This is a genomic window from Bacillus sp. MM09(2025) (assembly GCF_050496725.1).
Taxonomy (GTDB): domain Bacteria; phylum Bacillota; class Bacilli; order Bacillales; family Bacillaceae; genus Bacillus; species Bacillus pumilus.
The window spans coordinates 1021251-1039222 of sequence record NZ_JBNWEN010000004.1 but is presented as its reverse complement, the minus strand read 5'-3'; the positions used below and the strand labels follow the sequence as shown (position 1 = coordinate 1039222).

19 protein-coding genes are annotated in these 17972 nt (G+C 43.0%); 11 read left to right on the top strand and 8 right to left on the bottom strand.

The window, feature by feature from the left end:
- Window positions 1–13: 13 nt before the first annotated feature.
- Entirely contained in the window at window positions 14–241 is a 228-nt protein-coding gene (locus tag ACQYAC_RS11690; RefSeq protein ID WP_429943338.1) for a hypothetical protein, read from the bottom strand.
- Window positions 242–322: 81 nt separating this feature from the next.
- The gene (locus tag ACQYAC_RS11685) at window positions 323–2749 is read right to left on the bottom strand and encodes a S8 family peptidase (protein WP_429943337.1); all 2427 of its coding nucleotides are present in this window, start codon (window positions 2747–2749) and stop codon (window positions 323–325) included.
- 500 nt (window positions 2750–3249) lie between these two features.
- On the opposite strand from ACQYAC_RS11685, the gene ACQYAC_RS11680 reads away from it, so the two are divergent.
- The 5 genes from ACQYAC_RS11680 (at window position 3250) to ACQYAC_RS11660 (ending at window position 7977) form a co-directional block, all read left to right on the top strand.
- Complete coding sequence (locus tag ACQYAC_RS11680) at window positions 3250–3528, top strand: hypothetical protein (protein ID WP_429943336.1); 279 nt, start codon at window positions 3250–3252, stop codon at window positions 3526–3528.
- Window positions 3529–3580: 52 nt separating this feature from the next.
- Window positions 3581–4414, top strand: coding sequence for a PRD domain-containing protein (locus ACQYAC_RS11675; RefSeq protein ID WP_429943335.1), 834 nt, complete (start codon window positions 3581–3583; stop codon window positions 4412–4414).
- Between the two features lie 254 nt (window positions 4415–4668).
- Window positions 4669–6057: a sucrose-specific PTS transporter subunit IIBC gene (locus tag ACQYAC_RS11670; protein WP_012011659.1), complete on the top strand. Its 1389-nt coding sequence runs from the start codon at window positions 4669–4671 to the stop codon at window positions 6055–6057.
- A 19-nt stretch (window positions 6058–6076) separates the two neighbouring features.
- The gene (locus ACQYAC_RS11665; RefSeq protein WP_429943334.1) at window positions 6077–7534 is read left to right on the top strand and encodes a sucrose-6-phosphate hydrolase; all 1458 of its coding nucleotides are present in this window, start codon (window positions 6077–6079) and stop codon (window positions 7532–7534) included.
- A 188-nt stretch (window positions 7535–7722) separates the two neighbouring features.
- Window positions 7723–7977 (top strand): hypothetical protein, encoded by a 255-nt coding sequence (locus ACQYAC_RS11660; protein ID WP_058013397.1) that lies wholly within the window; start codon window positions 7723–7725, stop codon window positions 7975–7977.
- 260 nt (window positions 7978–8237) lie between these two features.
- Here the strand turns inward: ACQYAC_RS11660 and ACQYAC_RS11655 are convergent, their stop codons facing one another.
- Complete coding sequence (locus ACQYAC_RS11655) at window positions 8238–9047, bottom strand: bifunctional hydroxymethylpyrimidine kinase/phosphomethylpyrimidine kinase (protein WP_058013398.1); 810 nt, start codon at window positions 9045–9047, stop codon at window positions 8238–8240.
- 126 nt (window positions 9048–9173) lie between these two features.
- Window positions 9174–9479 (bottom strand): general stress protein, encoded by a 306-nt coding sequence (locus ACQYAC_RS11650; RefSeq protein ID WP_429943333.1) that lies wholly within the window; start codon window positions 9477–9479, stop codon window positions 9174–9176.
- A 128-nt stretch (window positions 9480–9607) separates the two neighbouring features.
- On the opposite strand from ACQYAC_RS11650, the gene ACQYAC_RS11645 reads away from it, so the two are divergent.
- Window positions 9608–10435 (top strand): glycosyltransferase family 2 protein, encoded by an 828-nt coding sequence (locus ACQYAC_RS11645; protein WP_429943332.1) that lies wholly within the window; start codon window positions 9608–9610, stop codon window positions 10433–10435.
- The gene (locus ACQYAC_RS11640) at window positions 10432–11112 is read left to right on the top strand and encodes a uracil-DNA glycosylase (RefSeq protein WP_058013401.1); all 681 of its coding nucleotides are present in this window, start codon (window positions 10432–10434) and stop codon (window positions 11110–11112) included. Before ACQYAC_RS11645 ends, ACQYAC_RS11640 begins: the two co-directional genes overlap by 4 nt.
- Window positions 11113–11145: 33 nt before the next feature.
- On the opposite strand, the gene ACQYAC_RS11635 is transcribed toward ACQYAC_RS11640, so the two are convergent.
- Window positions 11146–12504, bottom strand: a complete 1359-nt coding sequence (locus ACQYAC_RS11635) for an aldehyde dehydrogenase (protein WP_429943331.1) — start codon at window positions 12502–12504, stop codon at window positions 11146–11148.
- Between the two features lie 170 nt (window positions 12505–12674).
- Between ACQYAC_RS11635 and ACQYAC_RS11630 the strand changes: the two genes are divergently transcribed.
- The 3 genes from ACQYAC_RS11630 to ACQYAC_RS11620 all read left to right on the top strand — a co-directional run bounded on the left by ACQYAC_RS11630 (window position 12675) and on the right by ACQYAC_RS11620 (window position 14790).
- Window positions 12675–13007, top strand: a complete 333-nt coding sequence (locus ACQYAC_RS11630; protein ID WP_426972171.1) for a YwdI family protein — start codon at window positions 12675–12677, stop codon at window positions 13005–13007.
- Window positions 13008–13040: 33 nt separating this feature from the next.
- Window positions 13041–14348 carry a purine/pyrimidine permease gene (locus ACQYAC_RS11625; RefSeq protein ID WP_061409939.1) on the top strand — a complete coding sequence of 436 codons (1308 nt, stop codon included), beginning with the start codon at window positions 13041–13043 and terminating at the stop codon, window positions 14346–14348.
- A gap of 70 nt (window positions 14349–14418) precedes the next feature.
- Window positions 14419–14790 carry a DUF423 domain-containing protein gene (locus ACQYAC_RS11620; RefSeq protein WP_058013405.1) on the top strand — a complete coding sequence of 124 codons (372 nt, stop codon included), beginning with the start codon at window positions 14419–14421 and terminating at the stop codon, window positions 14788–14790.
- Between the two features lie 41 nt (window positions 14791–14831).
- On the opposite strand, the gene ACQYAC_RS11615 is transcribed toward ACQYAC_RS11620, so the two are convergent.
- From ACQYAC_RS11615 to ACQYAC_RS11605, 3 genes are all read right to left on the bottom strand, one after another.
- Window positions 14832–15449, bottom strand: a complete 618-nt coding sequence (locus ACQYAC_RS11615) for a cupin domain-containing protein (protein ID WP_061409937.1) — start codon at window positions 15447–15449, stop codon at window positions 14832–14834.
- 133 nt (window positions 15450–15582) lie between these two features.
- Window positions 15583–16125 carry a spore coat protein GerQ gene (gene gerQ, locus ACQYAC_RS11610; protein ID WP_012011646.1) on the bottom strand — a complete coding sequence of 181 codons (543 nt, stop codon included), beginning with the start codon at window positions 16123–16125 and terminating at the stop codon, window positions 15583–15585.
- 224 nt (window positions 16126–16349) lie between these two features.
- Window positions 16350–17015: a YIP1 family protein gene (locus ACQYAC_RS11605; RefSeq protein ID WP_244270812.1), complete on the bottom strand. Its 666-nt coding sequence runs from the start codon at window positions 17013–17015 to the stop codon at window positions 16350–16352.
- Between the two features lie 184 nt (window positions 17016–17199).
- Here ACQYAC_RS11605 and ACQYAC_RS11600 point away from each other — a divergent pair, with 184 nt between their 5' ends.
- Window positions 17200–17970, top strand: a complete 771-nt coding sequence (locus ACQYAC_RS11600; protein ID WP_342498176.1) for a glycosyltransferase family 2 protein — start codon at window positions 17200–17202, stop codon at window positions 17968–17970.
- Window positions 17971–17972 lie beyond the last annotated feature (2 nt).

The following is a 17972-nucleotide window of genomic DNA, read 5'->3' as shown; positions in this document are numbered from 1 at the left end:
TATGTATGTCTGTTTAACGTCCACGCAGCCAGTAGAGAGGGAAGAGGAGCATCATGATGAAAATAAACGAGGCTGTCACAAGCAAACTAAGCGGGTAAATGAAGGACACATAGACCGTCAGCTCGCATGCTTGATGAAAAGGACGAGGATGTTTCGCACATAAAAGGGTGAAAAAATACACCAAGGTGATCGTTAGAAAAAAAGCAGTAAAACAAGAAACGATCCATAGCAATATCAACATCAGTCTCTCTTTCCTCCATATATGATCGAAAAGCCTTGATGAGTTGATCCGCTCATACAAGGCTTTTCTTGTGATTCACATTTATTCAGGGTAAATATCGAAAGGTTCCTTCGTTTGAACAGTGTCGGATTTTCCTTTCAGACTTGCATACGCAAGCATTGTATACTCACCAGGTTCGAGTTTTTGCCCTTGATTGATTGTGCCATTCCATTTTACGCGGTGTTCTCCTTTATCAACGTGTTGATAAACACCTGCTTCACCTAAATACTCTCCATCTGTCGAGTAGACGAGGAATGCAAGGTTTTCAGCTCCGCCAGGCAGATAGCTGCTAATGACATAGCTTCCAGCACGGTTATCTGGCTCTACAGAAACCGAAGTGACACGCGGATAATCAGGTTCTTTTACTATCAATAAAGTCGGAATCTCTGTGACCTTTCTGCCATTTTCGCGAAGGGTAATGCTGCCTTGGTACGTTCCTTTTTTGGTTTTACCGTAGTTCACTTGTACCGCGGAAGTAAAGGACCCCGTGGAATTCCCTTTGACAGTGATTTTCTTCGTTCCGTTTGTGCTGATGCCGCTGCCATCAAATTTGTAATCAATGGTATACGTTTTCGGTGCTTTTGATAGGTTTTCTACCTTGAATTTCTTTGTTTTGATTTGAACGCCTTTTTCTTTCAAGAAAGTGCCGTAAGAATAACTCGCATCAGAAACGATAGATGACGCTTGGAGTGATTCGATGATTCGAACACTGCCTGTCCCTTGTGTGTTGTGAGGGAATGGGCTGCCGTTTGCGTCGAATAGTTTTTCTGCTGTATTCATCAGCAATGCTTTAATTTGTTCTGTTGAGTAAGATGGTTTTGCTTGCTTCATGATCGCTGCAACTCCAGCCACATGCGGTGAAGCCATGCTTGTCCCTTGCTTTGAGCCATATCCGTAAGGCTGAGAAGGATCATGCGTTGGGATGGTGCTTACAATGCTGACACCTGGCGCTGATAAATCAGGCTTAATCATCCACGTATCCACAACTGGTCCGCGAGAGGAGAAGTCAGCGACTTGCTCACTAAGCTCTTTGACAAATTGAATGGAGAAAGTCGTTGTATTGTTTCCAGCCTCAATGGCTTTGACAAGCGCCGTTCCTTCAGCTTTTGATAGCTTAATCGTTGGAAGAGCGAGACCTGGTACATCGACTGGAATTTCTCCATCGGTGTTGTTGTACATCACAACGCCGATTGCACCAGCAGCTTTTGCATTGTCGACTTTATCAACAAAGGCAATGGCTCCTCGTTCGATCACGGCAACCTTTCCTTTCACATCGATGTCTTCAAATGCTTTTTCGTCACCGATACCTGCATGGACGAGTGTGACTTGTTTTTGGTCAAGTGCTTTTAAATCACTCTCTTGGTAGTAGCCCATCACTTTTGCAGTAGAATAGTTCGGGAATTTCACATTGTAAAGGCTATACGGAAGCTGAGTTGCTCCGACTGAAATGGCATCTCTTGACGTGCCGGGAGATCCGACTGTCCAGCTGTTTGGACCGCTGTTTCCATTCGATGTGACAGCGACAACGCCTTCAGACATGGCCCAATCGAGTGCGATACTTGTGGCATAATCAGGGTTATTCACACTGTTTCCGAGAGAGAGGTTCATGACATCTGCTCCATCAGTAACAGCACGGTCGATGCCTGCAAGGACGTTTTCAGTTGTCCCAGAACCGCCTGGTCCAAGTACACGGTACGCAAGAAGTGTGGCATCCTTTGCGACACCTTTAATTTGTCCATTGGCAGCGATTGTTCCTGCGACGTGTGTGCCATGGTCTGTCGATTCACCTCTAGGGTCTCCTTTAGGTGTCTCTTGCGGAGAATAATCGTTATCAACAAAATCATAGCCTTTGTATAAACTAAAGTTTCCTTTTAAATCAGGGTGGGTATAGTCTACTCCAGTATCAATGACAGCGACTTTTACCCCTTTTCCAGAGTAGCCGGCATCCCAAGCTTTTGGTGCACCGATAAATGGAGCGCTTTTATCCATAAGAGGGGAGACATCTTCATTTGGAAGCTGAATGCTTTCTTTTTTCACTTCATCTGTTTGATATGTAACATCCGGATAAACGGCTTTTACTCCGTCAACTGCGAGTAGCTTCGGAATTTCGTTTGCAGGAAGTTTCATAGAGAAACCAGAGAAGACTTTTTCATATTCATGACGCACACTCGCTTTATCAACTTCTTTGAGTGCTGCATTTTTTATTTTTGTTCGAGATTTTTTGAGGGAGGCCTTTGTTTGAGCTTTGCCTTCTTGCTTTGCTTCAACTAAGGATTTTTCCTTTAATTCAACAATGACAGTGGTATGTTTTCTAGATTTGACATTGATTTCACCGAAGATTTCTGCTTTTTCCAGTTCCACCTGTTTGTTCGATGGAGCGGCACTAGCCTGTTGACCTGTAAAGAATGTGGATAAAATAAAAATAGTGGAGAACAATAGAATAGAAGAACGAGAGATAACCTTTTTCATTAATTTTCCCCTTTCTAGCTGTGTTTTTAGGGAGATAGCCTTTCTTTTTGTGGATAAATAGGAAAGATTCACTGCCCGTTATTAAGTATTCAATACGATGAAAACAATTCCTTTACTAAAATGGTCTTATTTTACATAGTCATAAAGGACTATTTTGTTTATAAAGTCTCACTTATGCACAAACTTCTGTTGATAACTCAATTATTTAGATATATATATGGAAAATAAAAAAATCCCATACACAAAATCTAGTAGCAGGGTGTTGATATGTGGATAAACCCTGTTGATAAGGTGTGCTTATCTTTTGGATATAGTGTGTATAAAATTTTTATTCAAATACCCTCATACATGATCATCTTCTCCACTTTTCAACAAAACTTCTGAAAACTAGTTTGTTTTTTCACCCAGATTGTGACAAACCTCTCTTTTTTCTCGGGATATGATAGGAGCAGTTGTTTTGCTAGAACTGCTAGATTCTAAGAAAAGCGGAGGGATGTTCAGTGAAGAAATTCAAAAACTGGTTGAGTGTATGGTTTGGTTTCATGATGAATGTGCTTGTGAATCCTAGTGTGATGATGAAGCAGCAACGTTTTCAGGCGGCTGCGGTGGATGATCGTTTCTTTCAAGTTGTGAACGAGAGAGAGCTAGAGAAGCTGGCAGAAGAAAAGAACAAGAAGCGCAGGTCAGAGAAACCGTTTAAGCAAAGTTTGATGATGCTTGATGAGAAGACGACGAGAGAGGCGCGTGCTGGTCCGCTCTTACCTTTACATGGGAGATGAAACAGGGTAAAATCCCACATAAGAAACGTTATCTGGTGGGAGAGGATACCCCTTGAAGATATATAAAATATTGAATAACAATGCAGTGGTTGTAAAGGAAGGTGATCAGGAGAAAATTGTGATGGGGCCCGGAATTGCTTTTCAGAAGGGGAAAAATGACGTCGTTCCCGTTCAAAAAATAGAGAAAATCTTTGTTGTGCGTGAAGAAAATGAGAAATTCAAACAAATTCTTGCGACATTGCCCGAAGCGCATATTGAGGTGGCAGAGCATATCATCAGTTATGCAGAGGGTGAACTGATGATGCCGCTTAGTGATCATATCCATATATCACTGACTGACCATTTATCCTTTGCTATAGAGCGCATTCAAAAGGGCATTGTGCTATATAATAAATTGCTTGGTGAGATCAAAGTCTTATATAAGCAGGAATATGATATTGGAAAGTATGCCATTCGTTATGTAAAGGATCGGCTTGGGGTTGAACTGCCGGACGATGAGGCAGGGTATGTGGCACTCCATATTCATACGGCCAAAATGAATACGGAGTCTATGAAAAAGACCGTGAAATATACAACGATGATCAAAGAAATGATCGAGCATATAGAAAGCTATTTTCAGCATTCAATTGATGAGGATAGTATTTCCTATCAGCGGCTTGTGACACATTTGAGGTATGCATTAAGCAGGTTGGAATCAAATGAGGCATTTCAAATCATGGACGATGACATGCTGAGTTTTATCCAAACAAAGTATGATTTGGCTTACCAGTGTGCACATGGACTCGCTGATTTGTTGAAAAATGAATATGAACTTCATCTCCCTGAATCGGAGATCGGCTACATCACGCTGCATGTCCAGCGTCTGCAGGATGCCGAATTGGTTTAGTGGTTGTGCCTGCATGCAGGCTTTTTTTTGTGCACACTACTTTAAATAGTGTATATGAGTCAATAGATTCGAAAAAAGAGGTTGACGCATATCACGCTCTTATACTATGATGAAAGCGTAATCAAAATTTGATATCGTGGGATTGTGACTGTCAGGCAGGCAAGACCTAAAATTTGCGTAACGAGGGGACGTGTATGTCCTTTTATCGTTGGTGAATTTTAGGTCTTTTTTACTTTAAAAAAGGAGGAGACAACATGGATTATCAAAAAACAGCTAAAGAATTAACAGAACTATTAGGCGGCAAGGAAAATGTCATCAGTGCCACGCATTGTGCAACAAGACTCAGATTGGTGATGAAAGATGAGGAACTGATTGATAAAGATGCCATTGAGGAACTTGAAGGGGTAAAGGGGGCTTTCTCAAGCTCGGGGCAATTCCAAATCATTTTTGGAACGGGTGCAGTCAACAAAGTATATGAACCATTTGCTCGTGAGACCGGCCTTGAGACAGACGACGAGAAACAAAAACCTGTCAGCCATGATGAAGCAGTGAAACAAAAAATGAATCCACTCGCACGTTTTGCAAAGACGTTATCAAATATTTTTGTGCCGATCATTCCAGCCATTGTTGCAAGCGGTTTATTAATGGGGCTTTTAGGCATGATGAAAGCCTTCAAATGGGCTGACCCAAGCTCCGCGATTTTTCAAATGCTTGATATGTTCTCAAGTGCAGCCTTTATCATTTTGCCGATTTTAATTGGGGTCAGTGCAGCGAAAGAGTTTGGTGGAAATCCGTATTTAGGAGCCGTTATTGGGGGGATTATGATTCACCCGAATCTTCTCAACCCGTGGGGACTGACGGATGCGAAACCAGAGTATATGCATTTATTCAATTTTGATATTGCTCTTCTTGGTTACCAAGGAACAGTCATTCCAGTGTTATTGACTGTGTACATCATGTGCCTTGTTGAAAAGAATTTAAGAAAAGTGGTTCCGAACAGTATTGATTTACTTGTGACTCCATTTGTGACGGTGATTGTGACGGGATTTGTGACGTTTATTGCTGTTGGACCACTTGGAAGAATGCTCGGTACAGGAATTTCGAATGCACTGACATTTATTTATGATCATGCAGGGTTCTTAGCAGGACTCATTTTCGGAGGAGCCTACTCTCTCATTGTGCTCACAGGGGTTCATCATAGCTTCCATGCGATTGAAGCAGGACTGCTGAATGATATTGGGCGTAACTATTTGCTGCCAATTTGGGCGATGTCCAACGTAGCGCAAGGCGGGGCAGGCTTGGCGGTCTTTTTCTTAGCGAAACGCGCGAAAACAAAAGAAATCGCACTTCCTGCAGCCTTCTCAGCTTTCCTAGGGATTACCGAGCCCGTCATATTCGGTGTCAATCTCCGCTATCGTAAGCCGTTTATCGCCGCGATGATTGGAGGCGCATTAGGCGGGGCATTTGTTGTCTTTACAAAGGTAGCAGCCAACGCCTATGGTTTAACAGGTATTCCGATGATTGCGATTGCAGCGCCATTCGGTGTGCAAAATGTGGTGAATTATGTGATTGGTATGTTAATCGCTGTTGCTGTCTCATTTACTCTCACCATCATGTTTAAAGTAAAAGAAGTAGAAAAATAATCAAGGAGTGGTCACAGTCATGACAACAACTGACGCAGCACTTCGTCAAAAGGTAGCAGAACGTATTCGAAACTATGAGCATTTGGTGAAAAAAGATGTGTATCACCAGCATTTTCATTTAATGCCGCCAGTTGGTCTTTTAAATGACCCGAATGGGTTGATTCAGTGGAAAGGGATTTACCACGTTTTTTATCAGTGGCAGCCATTCAAAACCGGTCACGGCGCAAAATTTTGGGGCCATTACACATCGACAGATTTAGTGAATTGGCAGCACGAGGAAGCCGCCCTTGCGCCAAGTGATTGGTTTGATCAAAATGGCTGTTATTCTGGCAGTGCAGTCATTGACGATGGACAGATGTATGTGATGTACACTGGCAACGTTCGAGATGAACAAGGAAACCGCGAGACGTATCAATGTTTAGCTGTTTCAGAGGATGGCATTCATTTTCAGAAAAAAGGTGTCGTGGCGACGCTGCCAGAAGGATTCACCGCCCATTTTCGTGATCCGAAAGTATGGAAGCGAAATGGTCAGTGGTACATGGTTCTAGGTGCACAAAGCCTGAATCTGAAAGGGAATCTCGTCCTGTTTACCTCTGATACTTTAGACAATTGGACGTTTCAAGGCATCATTGCAGGCAGTGGGAAAAATGGATTAGAGGATTTCGGCTACATGTGGGAATGTCCAGATCTATTTGAATTAGATGGCCGGGATGTATTGATTGTGTCGCCGCAGGGGCTCGAGCCGGATGGCTTAAAATATCATAATACACATCAATCAGGTTATTTTGTTGGGAAATTGGATGACCATACTTATCAATATACGCACGGAGCGTTTGAGGAGCTGGACCGAGGCTTTGACTTCTATGCGCAGCAAACCTTTTTAGACGAATCAGGCAGACGACTTTTAATTGGATGGATGGGAGTGCCTAATCAAGGAGAAGAGCATCATCCAACAATTTCGTATCAATGGATACACTGCCTCACCATTCCGAGAGAGCTGCGTTTAGATGAAGACGGACATCTGATTCAAAAGCCAGTTACTGAGCTCCAGGCGATGAGAACCAACGAACAGGAGCATGTTTTCCATATTAAACGCTCCGTCCAATCGATTCCTGTAGATGATATTACGAGCGCAGAGTTATTCATTGATCAAATTGATACACAAAAAGGGTTTGAATGCTGTATTCGAGCGGCAGCCCGTATCATTTATGATAAAGATGAGGGCAAACTGACATTAGAGCGAGATCGATTTGAAGATCGAACAAAAGAAGTTCGAGAAGTGGCAATAGAGGAATTACACGACCTTCACATCTTTATCGATGCATCGTCAATTGAGATTTTTGTAAACGGAGGCAGAGAAGTATTGACTGCTCGTTATTTTCCTTCCCCGGGAAATAAATCAATCTCAATCAGTGGCAGAAATGAAACAAAGCTTAAACTAAAAACATGGCATTTACAAAGAAAAGCAGATCAATGATCTGCTTTTTTCTAGTGAATTCAACCTGTATCTTAGGGGCTATATCATGTATATACAAGGGTGGTCAGAAGCGGTTTGATGACGTTTTACATATATGATAACAAGTGGAATTATGGTATCATTTTAAAATATATACAGCTGAGGCTGACGTTTATCCAAATGCGGTAGGACAAAAAGGGGTTGTTTACTTGAATTCAAAACAGCAGCCGACGACTAGAAAACGCTTGGAGACAATGGCAGATCATGTTGAAGATAAACGTGAAGAATATAAAGAATTGCTCATTCAAGTCCAATCTATTCTCGGTGAACCTTCTCTAGAGCAGGAAGAATTAAAAGAGAAGCTGTCAGGTACGTATAAACAAATGAAAGAATATGCCTTATTTGTTGAATCTATTGAAGCCTTTATTCGAAAAATGGCCAAAGAATCTGATCAGCAAAAGTAGGTATTCCTTGTGGATAAAAGAGTGTACCCAGACGCGGGTATGCTTTTTTTCATGAAATGAAAGGTGACGTCAATTGAAGATAGAAACGTATATTTATTTGGAGAACAAGAAGTTTGTACCCATTGATGATATTGAAAAGATCAAAATATTCGTTGTGATTGACGTGATGAATTTGAGAGAATAGAGAAGGTATCCAAGAGCTTGTAAGTACAAACAAAAACCGATTCGCCCATTAACAAGGCGAATCGGTTTTTTCTATTCTACTTATCAAAACGATGAGCAGAATGCTTTGTTGGTCCGATGTATTCATTTAGCTGGAAAGAGCCTTTGATGGCAGCTGTGATGAATTCTTTTGCTGCATAAATGGCTTCTTTCACGTCTGAGCCGTTTGCTAGTTCAGCTGTGACTGCTGCTGAGAATGTGCAGCCTGCGCCGTGTGTGTAATCTGTATCGATCTTATCTGTTTCAAGTCGTTCGAAGGTTTGTCCATCATAAAGCAAATCGATCGCTTTATCTGGGCTTAGCTTACCGCCTCCAGTGATGACCACATACTTGGCACCAAGTTCGTGAATGCGTTTTGCTGCTTCTTCCATTTGTTCGATCGTTTTGATCTCACCGATTCCGCTTAATTGACCTGCTTCGAAAAGGTTAGGCGTGATGACGGTTGCCAGTGGCGTAAGCTTTTCGCGCAGTGCTTCAGCGTGCTCCGGATATAGCACTTCGTTCGCACCCTTACAAACCATAACAGGATCAATGACGACATTTTTTAGGTCATATGTTTTGATGGTGTCCGCTGCCAGTTCGATCACGTCGACTGTTGGGAGCATACCCGTTTTCAGCGCATCTACCCCAATGCCTTCTACAATGGTAGAGAGCTGTGCACGAATTGTCGCCGTATCAATTGGAAACACCTGATGATCCCAATGGTTATGTGGGTCCATTGCAACGACAACGGTTAAAGCTGTCATCCCATAGACGTTTTTTTCTTGAAACGTTTTTAAATCTGCTTGGATACCTGCACCGCCGCTTGAATCCGAGCCTGCGATGGTGAGTGCTTTATTCATAGACATAGTTGCTGAACCTCCAATGTGATGTGTAACAGTTACTGTTCTATCCCTTATTATAATCAGCTTTTTCATTTATCACAATGAAACGACATAAAAAAGCGTTCCACCCTAGGAAGAACGCCTTTCCCCTTACCTTTTACAAATCACCAATTTCCCCTTTTTCAGTTCGTCTAAAAGTGATAAAGCTAATTCCTGATCGGCGCCAACCGACATCAATTTGGCCATGAGCTCGTCATCCCGGGTGCGGATGACATTGGCCATTTGATCTAAAATCCCTTGATCGACCGCTGTCATGCTTTTGGCATTCGTATGCTCTGTGACGGTATCAGAGCGTTCTGGATCGTACGCAAAAACAAAAATATCATCCTTTTCTGAACGTATTTGTTCAATGGTCTGGTTGGCTTCTTTGCTATTTTCTACTGTGAAATATTCCATCATGATCACTCCTTTTCATCAAAAGTTCCCATTTTTTCGTCATATCAAACCGCCTTTTATATCATGAGAAGAACGCCATTTTATGTTTTAATGGAAAAAGACGAATCTATTAAAGGAGTAAGCTGAATATGAAGATTTCCTTATTAATTGTGACACATAACCGGCTCAGCGCACTGTGTGAGCTGCTTGAATCTATTAAGAGACAAACCGTACAGCCTTTTGAAATTGTGGTTGTGAATGATGCAGGAGAGCGCGTCGAGATCATTCAGGAACTCTACCCCGAACTTCCGATCCGCTTGATCCATTTAGATGAGAATGTCCAGCATGTGAATGCTAGAAACGTGGGAGTGCGGGAGCTGACAGGCGATGTGATCATGCTGAGTGATGACGATGATTATTTTACACCTTGTCATATTGAACGTATGAGTAAGGCGCTGGATGAGGCCGATTTTGTCTTTTCTGATGCAGAAATTGTATCATTTGAAGAAAAAGGTGCGACCCGCTTCCCTGTGTCAAGACGTCTGTTTGCGTATACAGCTGCTATTGAGGATATGCGTGTCTTTTCTACATACGTTCCTTCCGGCAGTATGTACAAACGCTGTATACACGATGAGATTGGCTATTTTGATCCAGCAATGCATCATTACTGGGATTGGGACTTTTTCTTACGTGTCACGCAGCATGCCCGGGTCAAACGAGTACCAGCTGCCAGTGTGATCTATGCGTTTTTTGACGGCGGCGGGAATCAGTCTAGTGATCTTGGTGAGACAAGGAAGAACTACTTAAATGATCTCAGTGAAAAGCACGGGCTGGGCGATTTGCCAACAGCGAACTTTGCTGTCTTATTAGAAGAACCAGCGATGAAAAAACGAGAATCAGAGAGTGAGATTGTGTGGGACGGAAAACCGATGGTCTCAAGGCTTGCACAGCAGACACAAGGAGGAGAACCCCAATGAAGCCATTTTTAAATGATAGCTGGTGGGCTGTGATGAAAAGTGAATTTGAACAGCCATATTATCAAGAATTACGTGAATGGATGAAGGAAGAATACCGCACGCAGACCGTTTTTCCGAAACCGGATGACGTTTATCGTGCGCTTCATTTGACGTCTTATGAAGAAGTCAAAGTCGTGATTTTGGGACAAGACCCTTATCATGGCCCAGGTCAGGCACATGGATTAAGCTTTTCAGTTCAGCCTGGCGTGAAGCATCCGCCATCGTTGAGAAATATTTTTCAGGAGCTAAAGGATGATCTTGGCTGTCCTGTTCCAAATCACGGCTCACTTGTGAGCTGGGCAGAGCAAGGTGTGCTGCTCTTAAACACTGTGCTGACCGTGAGAAAGGGCGAGGCGAACTCTCATAAAGGCAAGGGCTGGGAACGTGTGACAGACCGCGTGATTGATGTGCTGAATGAACGTGATCAGCCCGTCGTTTTTGTGCTGTGGGGAAGACATGCTCAAAATAAGAAAGAACGCATTGATCAAAACAAGCATTACATCATTGAGTCACCTCATCCAAGTCCTTTTTCTGCAAGAAACGGCTTTTTTGGCAGTCGTCCGTTCTCAAAGGTAAACGCGTATTTAAATCAAATGGGGATTGAAGAAATCAATTGGTGTATCCAAGATATTGAATAAAAAGAGGACGAGGGGAGAGACCCTTCGTCCTGTTTATTTTAAAAATTTACGAACCAAGTCGAGTCCGTTTTTCGCATTTGGATAACGGAAGGAAAAATCGAAGCGATTGGTTTGGCGCAGGATGCTTTTTTCATGCGTAAACGTAAAGAAGCTTTCTTTCCCGTGATATCGTCCTATGCCGCTTTCACCCACGCCTCCGAATGGCAGGTAAGGAGTAGCGACATGCATGAGCGTGTCATTGATACATCCTCCGCCAAATGAGAGATGGTCTAGGATATAGGATTCTGTTTCCTTGCTTGTTGTAAATAAGTAAAGTGCAAGCGGCTTCGGTCTTGCTTTGATCATATGTGCTGCCTCTTGCAGAGATTCGAAGGTCATGACAGGCAGAATCGGTCCGAAAATTTCCTCCTGCATGACGGGATCTTCCCATGTGATGTGGTCTAAAATGGTCGGAGCGATTTTGAGCTCGTCTTCGTTGCGCTGTCCCCCCGTGACGATCGTTCCATTTGAGAGGAATTGTGAGAGCCTGTCAAAATGACGATGGCTGACATTTTTCCCAAAGTGTGGATGTGTTTCCGGTTGTTCGCCGTAAAAGTCACGGATACAGGCTGTCATTTCCCGCAAAAGATCCTCTTTAATGGATTCATGAACAAGCAGATAGTCTGGTGCAATACACGTTTGACCAGCATTGGTAAATTTGCCGAACGTGATTCGCTTTGCCGCTAATTTGATATCTGCATCAGGCATGACGATGCAAGGGCTTTTTCCGCCAAGCTCAAGTGTGACTGGGGTCAAATGCTTTGCGGCGGCTTCCATGACGACTTTGCCGACTGCCACACTTCCTGTAAAGAAGATATAATCAAAGGGCAGTTTCAACAGCTCTGTACTCACATCTACTCCGCCTTCTACGACAGCTGCATGGTCTTCTTGAAATACACGTTCCACGATTGTACTGATTACTTCTGAAACTTGCGGCGTTAGCTCAGACGGTTTTAAAATAACGGCATTACCCGCAGCAATGGCACCAACTAATGGAGAAAGGGCCAATTGGAAAGGATAGTTCCAAGGAGCAATGATGAGCACACGGCCATAAGGTTCCTTCATAATCATGCTTTTCGACCCGATATGAGTGAGGGGCGTTTTCACGCGTGTTGGTTTTGCCCATTTGTGGAGGTGCTTGATGGTATGATTGATTTCTTCATACACCATCCCGATCTCAGTTGTGTAGGCTTCCTGTTCGGATTTATGTAAATCATGGGCCAAGGCTTGTAAAATATCCTTCTCATGCTGTTTGATGGATGCTTTTAAGTCTTTAAGAAGACGGATGCGTTCTTCAACCGGCGGCTTTTGAAAGACTTTTTGTTTCTGAAAAAGAGCAGTGAGTTTGTCCATTATTCAATCCTTTCATAAACGATGTTGTTTCTTTTATTATGTGTGAAGGGCTATGTCGGGTCAAATAAGAGAGGCGGGAGCAGACTGCTTTGAAAAAATGAACCCATTTCGTTTGTTCATTTGGTAAAATAATGTTGAAAAGAGACTTTTTTAGATTGGAGGGTCTACCCTTGAATATTCATATATCAAGCCTGCTTCAAAAAATGGAGGAAGCGGTTCAAAAGGCGAAACAAAGTGGAAATGATGAAGAGGTGAAACGTCAAGTGGCGGCGATTTCTTCACTATGTGATGTCATTCTCGATGCACCATCACAGGTGCAAATGCCGCAAACGCCGGTTATCTCGCCACCTTCTTCGATACAGACACCGTCCGCGCCGCCCGTCTCCTCAGATCAAGCCATGCTTGAGAAACTGATGGGTGCGAGTGGTGCGAAGAAATTTCAGCATCAAGAAGAGGGACAAAGAGAGAAGGACGGGAACGGCGACTCTATCTTTGATTTTTAATGGTCTTGTCACGACAAAGGGAAGGTGATCGGTTTGAAACTATTTTTGGGCGCCATTCAGTGGATGGCATTTTTTATCGCAGCTTCTATTGCTGTACCAATTGCGATTGCACAAGCATTTGAGTTGAACCAAGTGCAGTCAGCGGAGCTGATTCAAAGTACATTCTTTTCACTTGGTCTTGTGGCGATGGTGCAATGTTTATGCGGCCATATGCTGCCGATCAATGAAAGTCCAGCAGGGCTTTGGTGGGGTGTGTATACCCTTTATGCAGGTATGACAGGAACCATCTTTGCAACGTATCCTGAAACTCTGCAAGCACTACAAGGGGCTTTAATTTTTAGTGCCGCTTTCTTTTTTATTTTTAGTCTTTTTAAAATCATTAATTGGCTCGCGTCTTTATTTACGCCAGTCGTCACAGGTATTTACTTGCTGCTATTAGTTGTGCAGTTAAGTCAGCCGATCATGAAAGGGCTGATGGGCATCGGCTATCGGGGAAATCAGGTGGACGGGCTTGTCTTTTGCTTGTCGATCTTGATTATTGTTCTGACCTTCATGATCAGCCGCTCAAAATGGCATTACTTAAGACAGTTTTCTGTGTTGTTTGCCCTTGCAGGAGGCTGGTTGTTATTTGCTCTACTCGGGCTGGCAAAGCCGGTTCGAATTCCAGAAAAAATCATCGAGTTTCCGAAGCTGTTCCCATTTGGCATGCCGGTATTTGACAGCGGATTGCTTGTCACGTCCTTTTTCATTACGATATTACTCATTGTGAACATGCTGGCAAGTATTCGAATTGTGGAAAGTTCAGTGAAGGCATTTGGTGAACTGCGTGAACGGAAGAGAGCTCGTCCGGCTGGTTTTGTCGCAGCATTTGGCCACTTACTGAGCGGATTGATCGGAGCGATTGCGCCTGTACCTATTTCCGGGGCAGCAGGATTTATCCAGACAACGAAAATTCCATCGAGAAAGCCATTTTTCATAGGAAGTCTGCTCATTGTACTCATTAGTTTATTCCCGCTGCTCATGAGCTTTTTCTCCGCATTGCCATCACCTGTGGGGCTTGCTGTAAACTTTGTGGTATTCTCCTCAATGATTGGAATTGCGATGTCTGAGTTTGATCAGTATGAGAAAGAAGAAATTCCGCGGATTCGCTTTGTCCTAGGAATTGCCGTTTTAGCAGGTGTAGGGGCGATGTTTGTACCGCAGGGAGCCTTGAAAGGCATGCATCCTGTGCTTATTTCATTATTAAGCAATGGACTTGTACTAGGTACACTCATTGCGATCGCGGTCGATCAAGTTCTGTTACGAAAGAAAAAGAAATCCGACAATCTCGTGTCAACGTAAACGGAAAGTTGAATATCGTCTGTCACACGCGCTATGATAAACATAATTGACGAGATAAGGAGAATGACGAATGAAACTATTTTTCATTTTAGGTGCGATTAATGCGATGCTAGCTGTTGGACTCGGAGCCTTCGGTGCGCACGGTCTTGAAGGGAAAATTCCTGAAAAGTATATAGAGATTTGGAACAAAGGGGTTCAATATCAAATGTTCCATGCGATAGGACTATTTATTGTCGCTTTTCTTGCAGATAAGCTGTCAGGTGTTTCTCTAGTTCCGACCGCTGGCTGGGTAATGCTTGCAGGCATCCTTTTCTTCTCAGGAAGCCTTTATGTTCTGGCATTGACTCAGGTGAAGATTCTAGGTGCCATTACCCCAATTGGCGGATTGGCATTTATCGCTTCTTGGATCATGCTTGTCATTGCAGCAGCAAAAAATTTATAAGCCAAAAAACCGATGCTCTGAGAGGGGCATCGGTTTTTTTCTTAATTCCAGTAAGGGGCGTAGTTTGGCGGTGCTTGATAATAAGGGATGTAGTGAGACGGAGGGACAGGGTTCGTTTGTGCTTCCTCTTCTCTGTGGCAAAATGGCGCGATAAACACACTTGGCTTCACAGGTTGAATCGCCTGTTTCCACTGTGTTTCGTTCATGCAATACGTATGTGCCATGATGTGAGCAGGGGTGAGGGTGAGAAGGTCTGAGCCCAGGATCACTTCTGGCGTAGATGCGTTAAAAATGGCTAACAAATGAGTCCTGTCTTGAAGGGCAACTTCGTAGTGCCACCAGCCTTGGGGTACGTTTGCTACCTGTCCAGGGGTGATGGTATAGGTGTGCAGTTTTTTTGTAAATGGATTCAGCATTGAGACGGCAGCAGAACCGGCTATACAATAAACAAGCTCTGCGGCATTTTGATGATAATGAGGCTCTACGACTTTGCTTTTACTCAAATATATATCCAGCAGGGATACTTGATCCAACGAGTTTAATTGCTTTTTTCCTAAAACGTTAATCAGGTTATGCTGATCGTATTTCACAAGTGGGCTTTGATTTAGATCGTATGAATATTTAACATTTGGTGATGTATAATCCAGCTCAACAGTCATGAATGTCACCTCTAGGTGTTTAATAAAAACTACTAGGCATCTTATGAGCAGCGCCTGAGAGGTGTGACAAAAACCTAGTCAAAAGAAAAAAGCAAGGGCGCCTGCTCCTTGCTTTTGTGATATGTGGCATTGTCTACCTCGGAGAATACGTGGACATGGAGTATGGATAGTCGTATTGTATTTCCCCATCAAACGTAATGTAATCAAGATAGATCGTTAATAGTAAGTATCGTGTTCCTGTCTTGTTATCACTAATGATAATGTGGTCACGTCCTGCAGCTTCAATGACGCCTCTGAAAATCTTCGAGTTCCATTCCTTACTTGCTTCAAACGTCATATAAATCGTGGCTACCTTGCCACGGTTCAAACGTAAAATATTTTCAATATAGGACTGCTCGATTGGCAGCTGACCAGTGACATTCTGCTGATAAATCGGTCCAGAAGGGATTTGATAAGGCTGCCCGCTGCTCTGCATGCCCTGCCCCCCTTGTGAAGAACCAGTAGACGGCATTGGTGAAAATCCCTGCTGCATTTGTCCTTGCATTTGACCCTGCGTTTGGGGAGGGACTGAATAACCCATCTGCTGTGCAGGATACGGATTTGCTCCATATTGTTGCTGGCGAAAATCTTGACCTTCGAAACCCGAACCTTGCCCAAATTGATTTTTCAATTTCATAACGTTCCTCCTCTTTCCTCATGGTGTTCTAAACAGAAGGCACTTAAGCACCTGTTGTTTCCATAGCATTCTTTCTCTCTTTCACACTATGAGACAGGAGGGCAGAATATGTATACATTGAACGAAAAAAAGGAACTGCGGTGCAGTTCCTTAGGCGCGGGCTAACCCCGCATTCTTTGCCAGTTCTGCGCTTCGCTGCTTACGAATATGATGTGCAACCTTCCTTACATCATCCAATTTACAGCGCGCTGGACATCAAATGAAAGTGTCACGATGAGAAAACATGCCGCAAGCGGTGTTATCACAATGAGAAAGGCTTGCCATAATCTGAGCTTCATCACAGCGACAATACCTAAAACAGTCATTCCAAATATCCACGTCTTTGCATAAGCCTCAATCAGTGTCAAAAGATCAAGATAATACCAAACCTCATAATGCTGATCTAAATAGGGTGAGATTTTGACAAACGTATACGGACCAAGCATTCCAATCGTGAAAATCCAACTGAGTGCAAATAAAGCGGAAGGGAAAAAGGTCGACAGCGTGAAGGCTTTGAGTACATCTCGATATGCCGTTTGACTGCCGAAAAAAAGACGCCCTAACCACTTTAGGATGAGTACACCGAAAAATAGACCGAGATTGCCTGCTAGAATACCATATCCCGCACCTTGTAACAGAATAAAAGGGAATGGAATATGATTGCCCATATAATCGCTAAAATACCCTTCGTAGACCCAGCCTGTACCAGCGATACTTGCAAGGAGCATCATCAGCCAAATGGGAATAGAGGAATGTTGATATGAGCGAATAATTGTTTTTGTTGCGACGAAAATTTTGAAAAAACGAAAAAAACCTTTTGCTTCCTCTTCTTGGGAGTGATCATTCTTCATAGCTTCCAATGTTCTTTACTCCTTTAATACACACAAATGATTACTTATATTACCAAAAAGTTCACGTTTTTCAAAGATAAAACAATAAAAAAATACAATTTTATAAAAAATAGGTCACTCTACAGTCTCTTTAAGAGGAGACACATATGATAAACATAGTTTGAAAGAGACCGAGGTGAAAACTTTGACAAAAGTAACTGTCATTATGACGAGCTACAACAAGGCGGCTTACGTCGGCAGATCGATTGAAGCGGTTTTGCAGCAGACGCTGTCAGACTTTGAACTATTTATTATGGACGATGGTTCAAACGAAAAAACCCTTGCCGCGATTGAGCCCTTTCGCAAAGATCCCCGTGTTCATTTTATCCAAAGCGGTGTCAAATCGCTGGAGGAGAGAACAGCGAAAACCAGATACGCCGTCCTCATTAATCAAGCATTAGAACTAGCAAAGGGCGAGTATATTTCCTATGCCACAGATGACAATGTCTATGCCCCGGACCGTTTAGAGAAGCTCACACATTATCTAGATGCTCGACCAGGTGAAGATATTGTCTATTCTGCTTCAAAAGTAATCTATTTAAATAGTAAAAAAGAGCCAGTAAAGGAAACGATTCGACCTGCGCAAACGGTGCAATGGAATGCACCTTGTGCAATAGATCATTGTTCGGTCATTCATCGTGCTTCGATTTTAACAAAAATTCATGCTGAATTTGGGTCTTACTGGGACGAGAGTCCGCATTTTTATCGAATAGGGGATGCCCGTTTCTTTTTTCGATTAAATCATTTTTATCCGTTCTATCCCTATGATGAAGTGTTAGATACAAATTACATCACAGAACAGTCCATTCACTATCAGTTGGCGGAAGAAGAGAAAAATGCCTTTATTCAAGCACTTCCTGAGCAGTCTACCTGCTGGGAGCTCCGCCGCATATTAAAACAAAAACATGGGAGGTGACC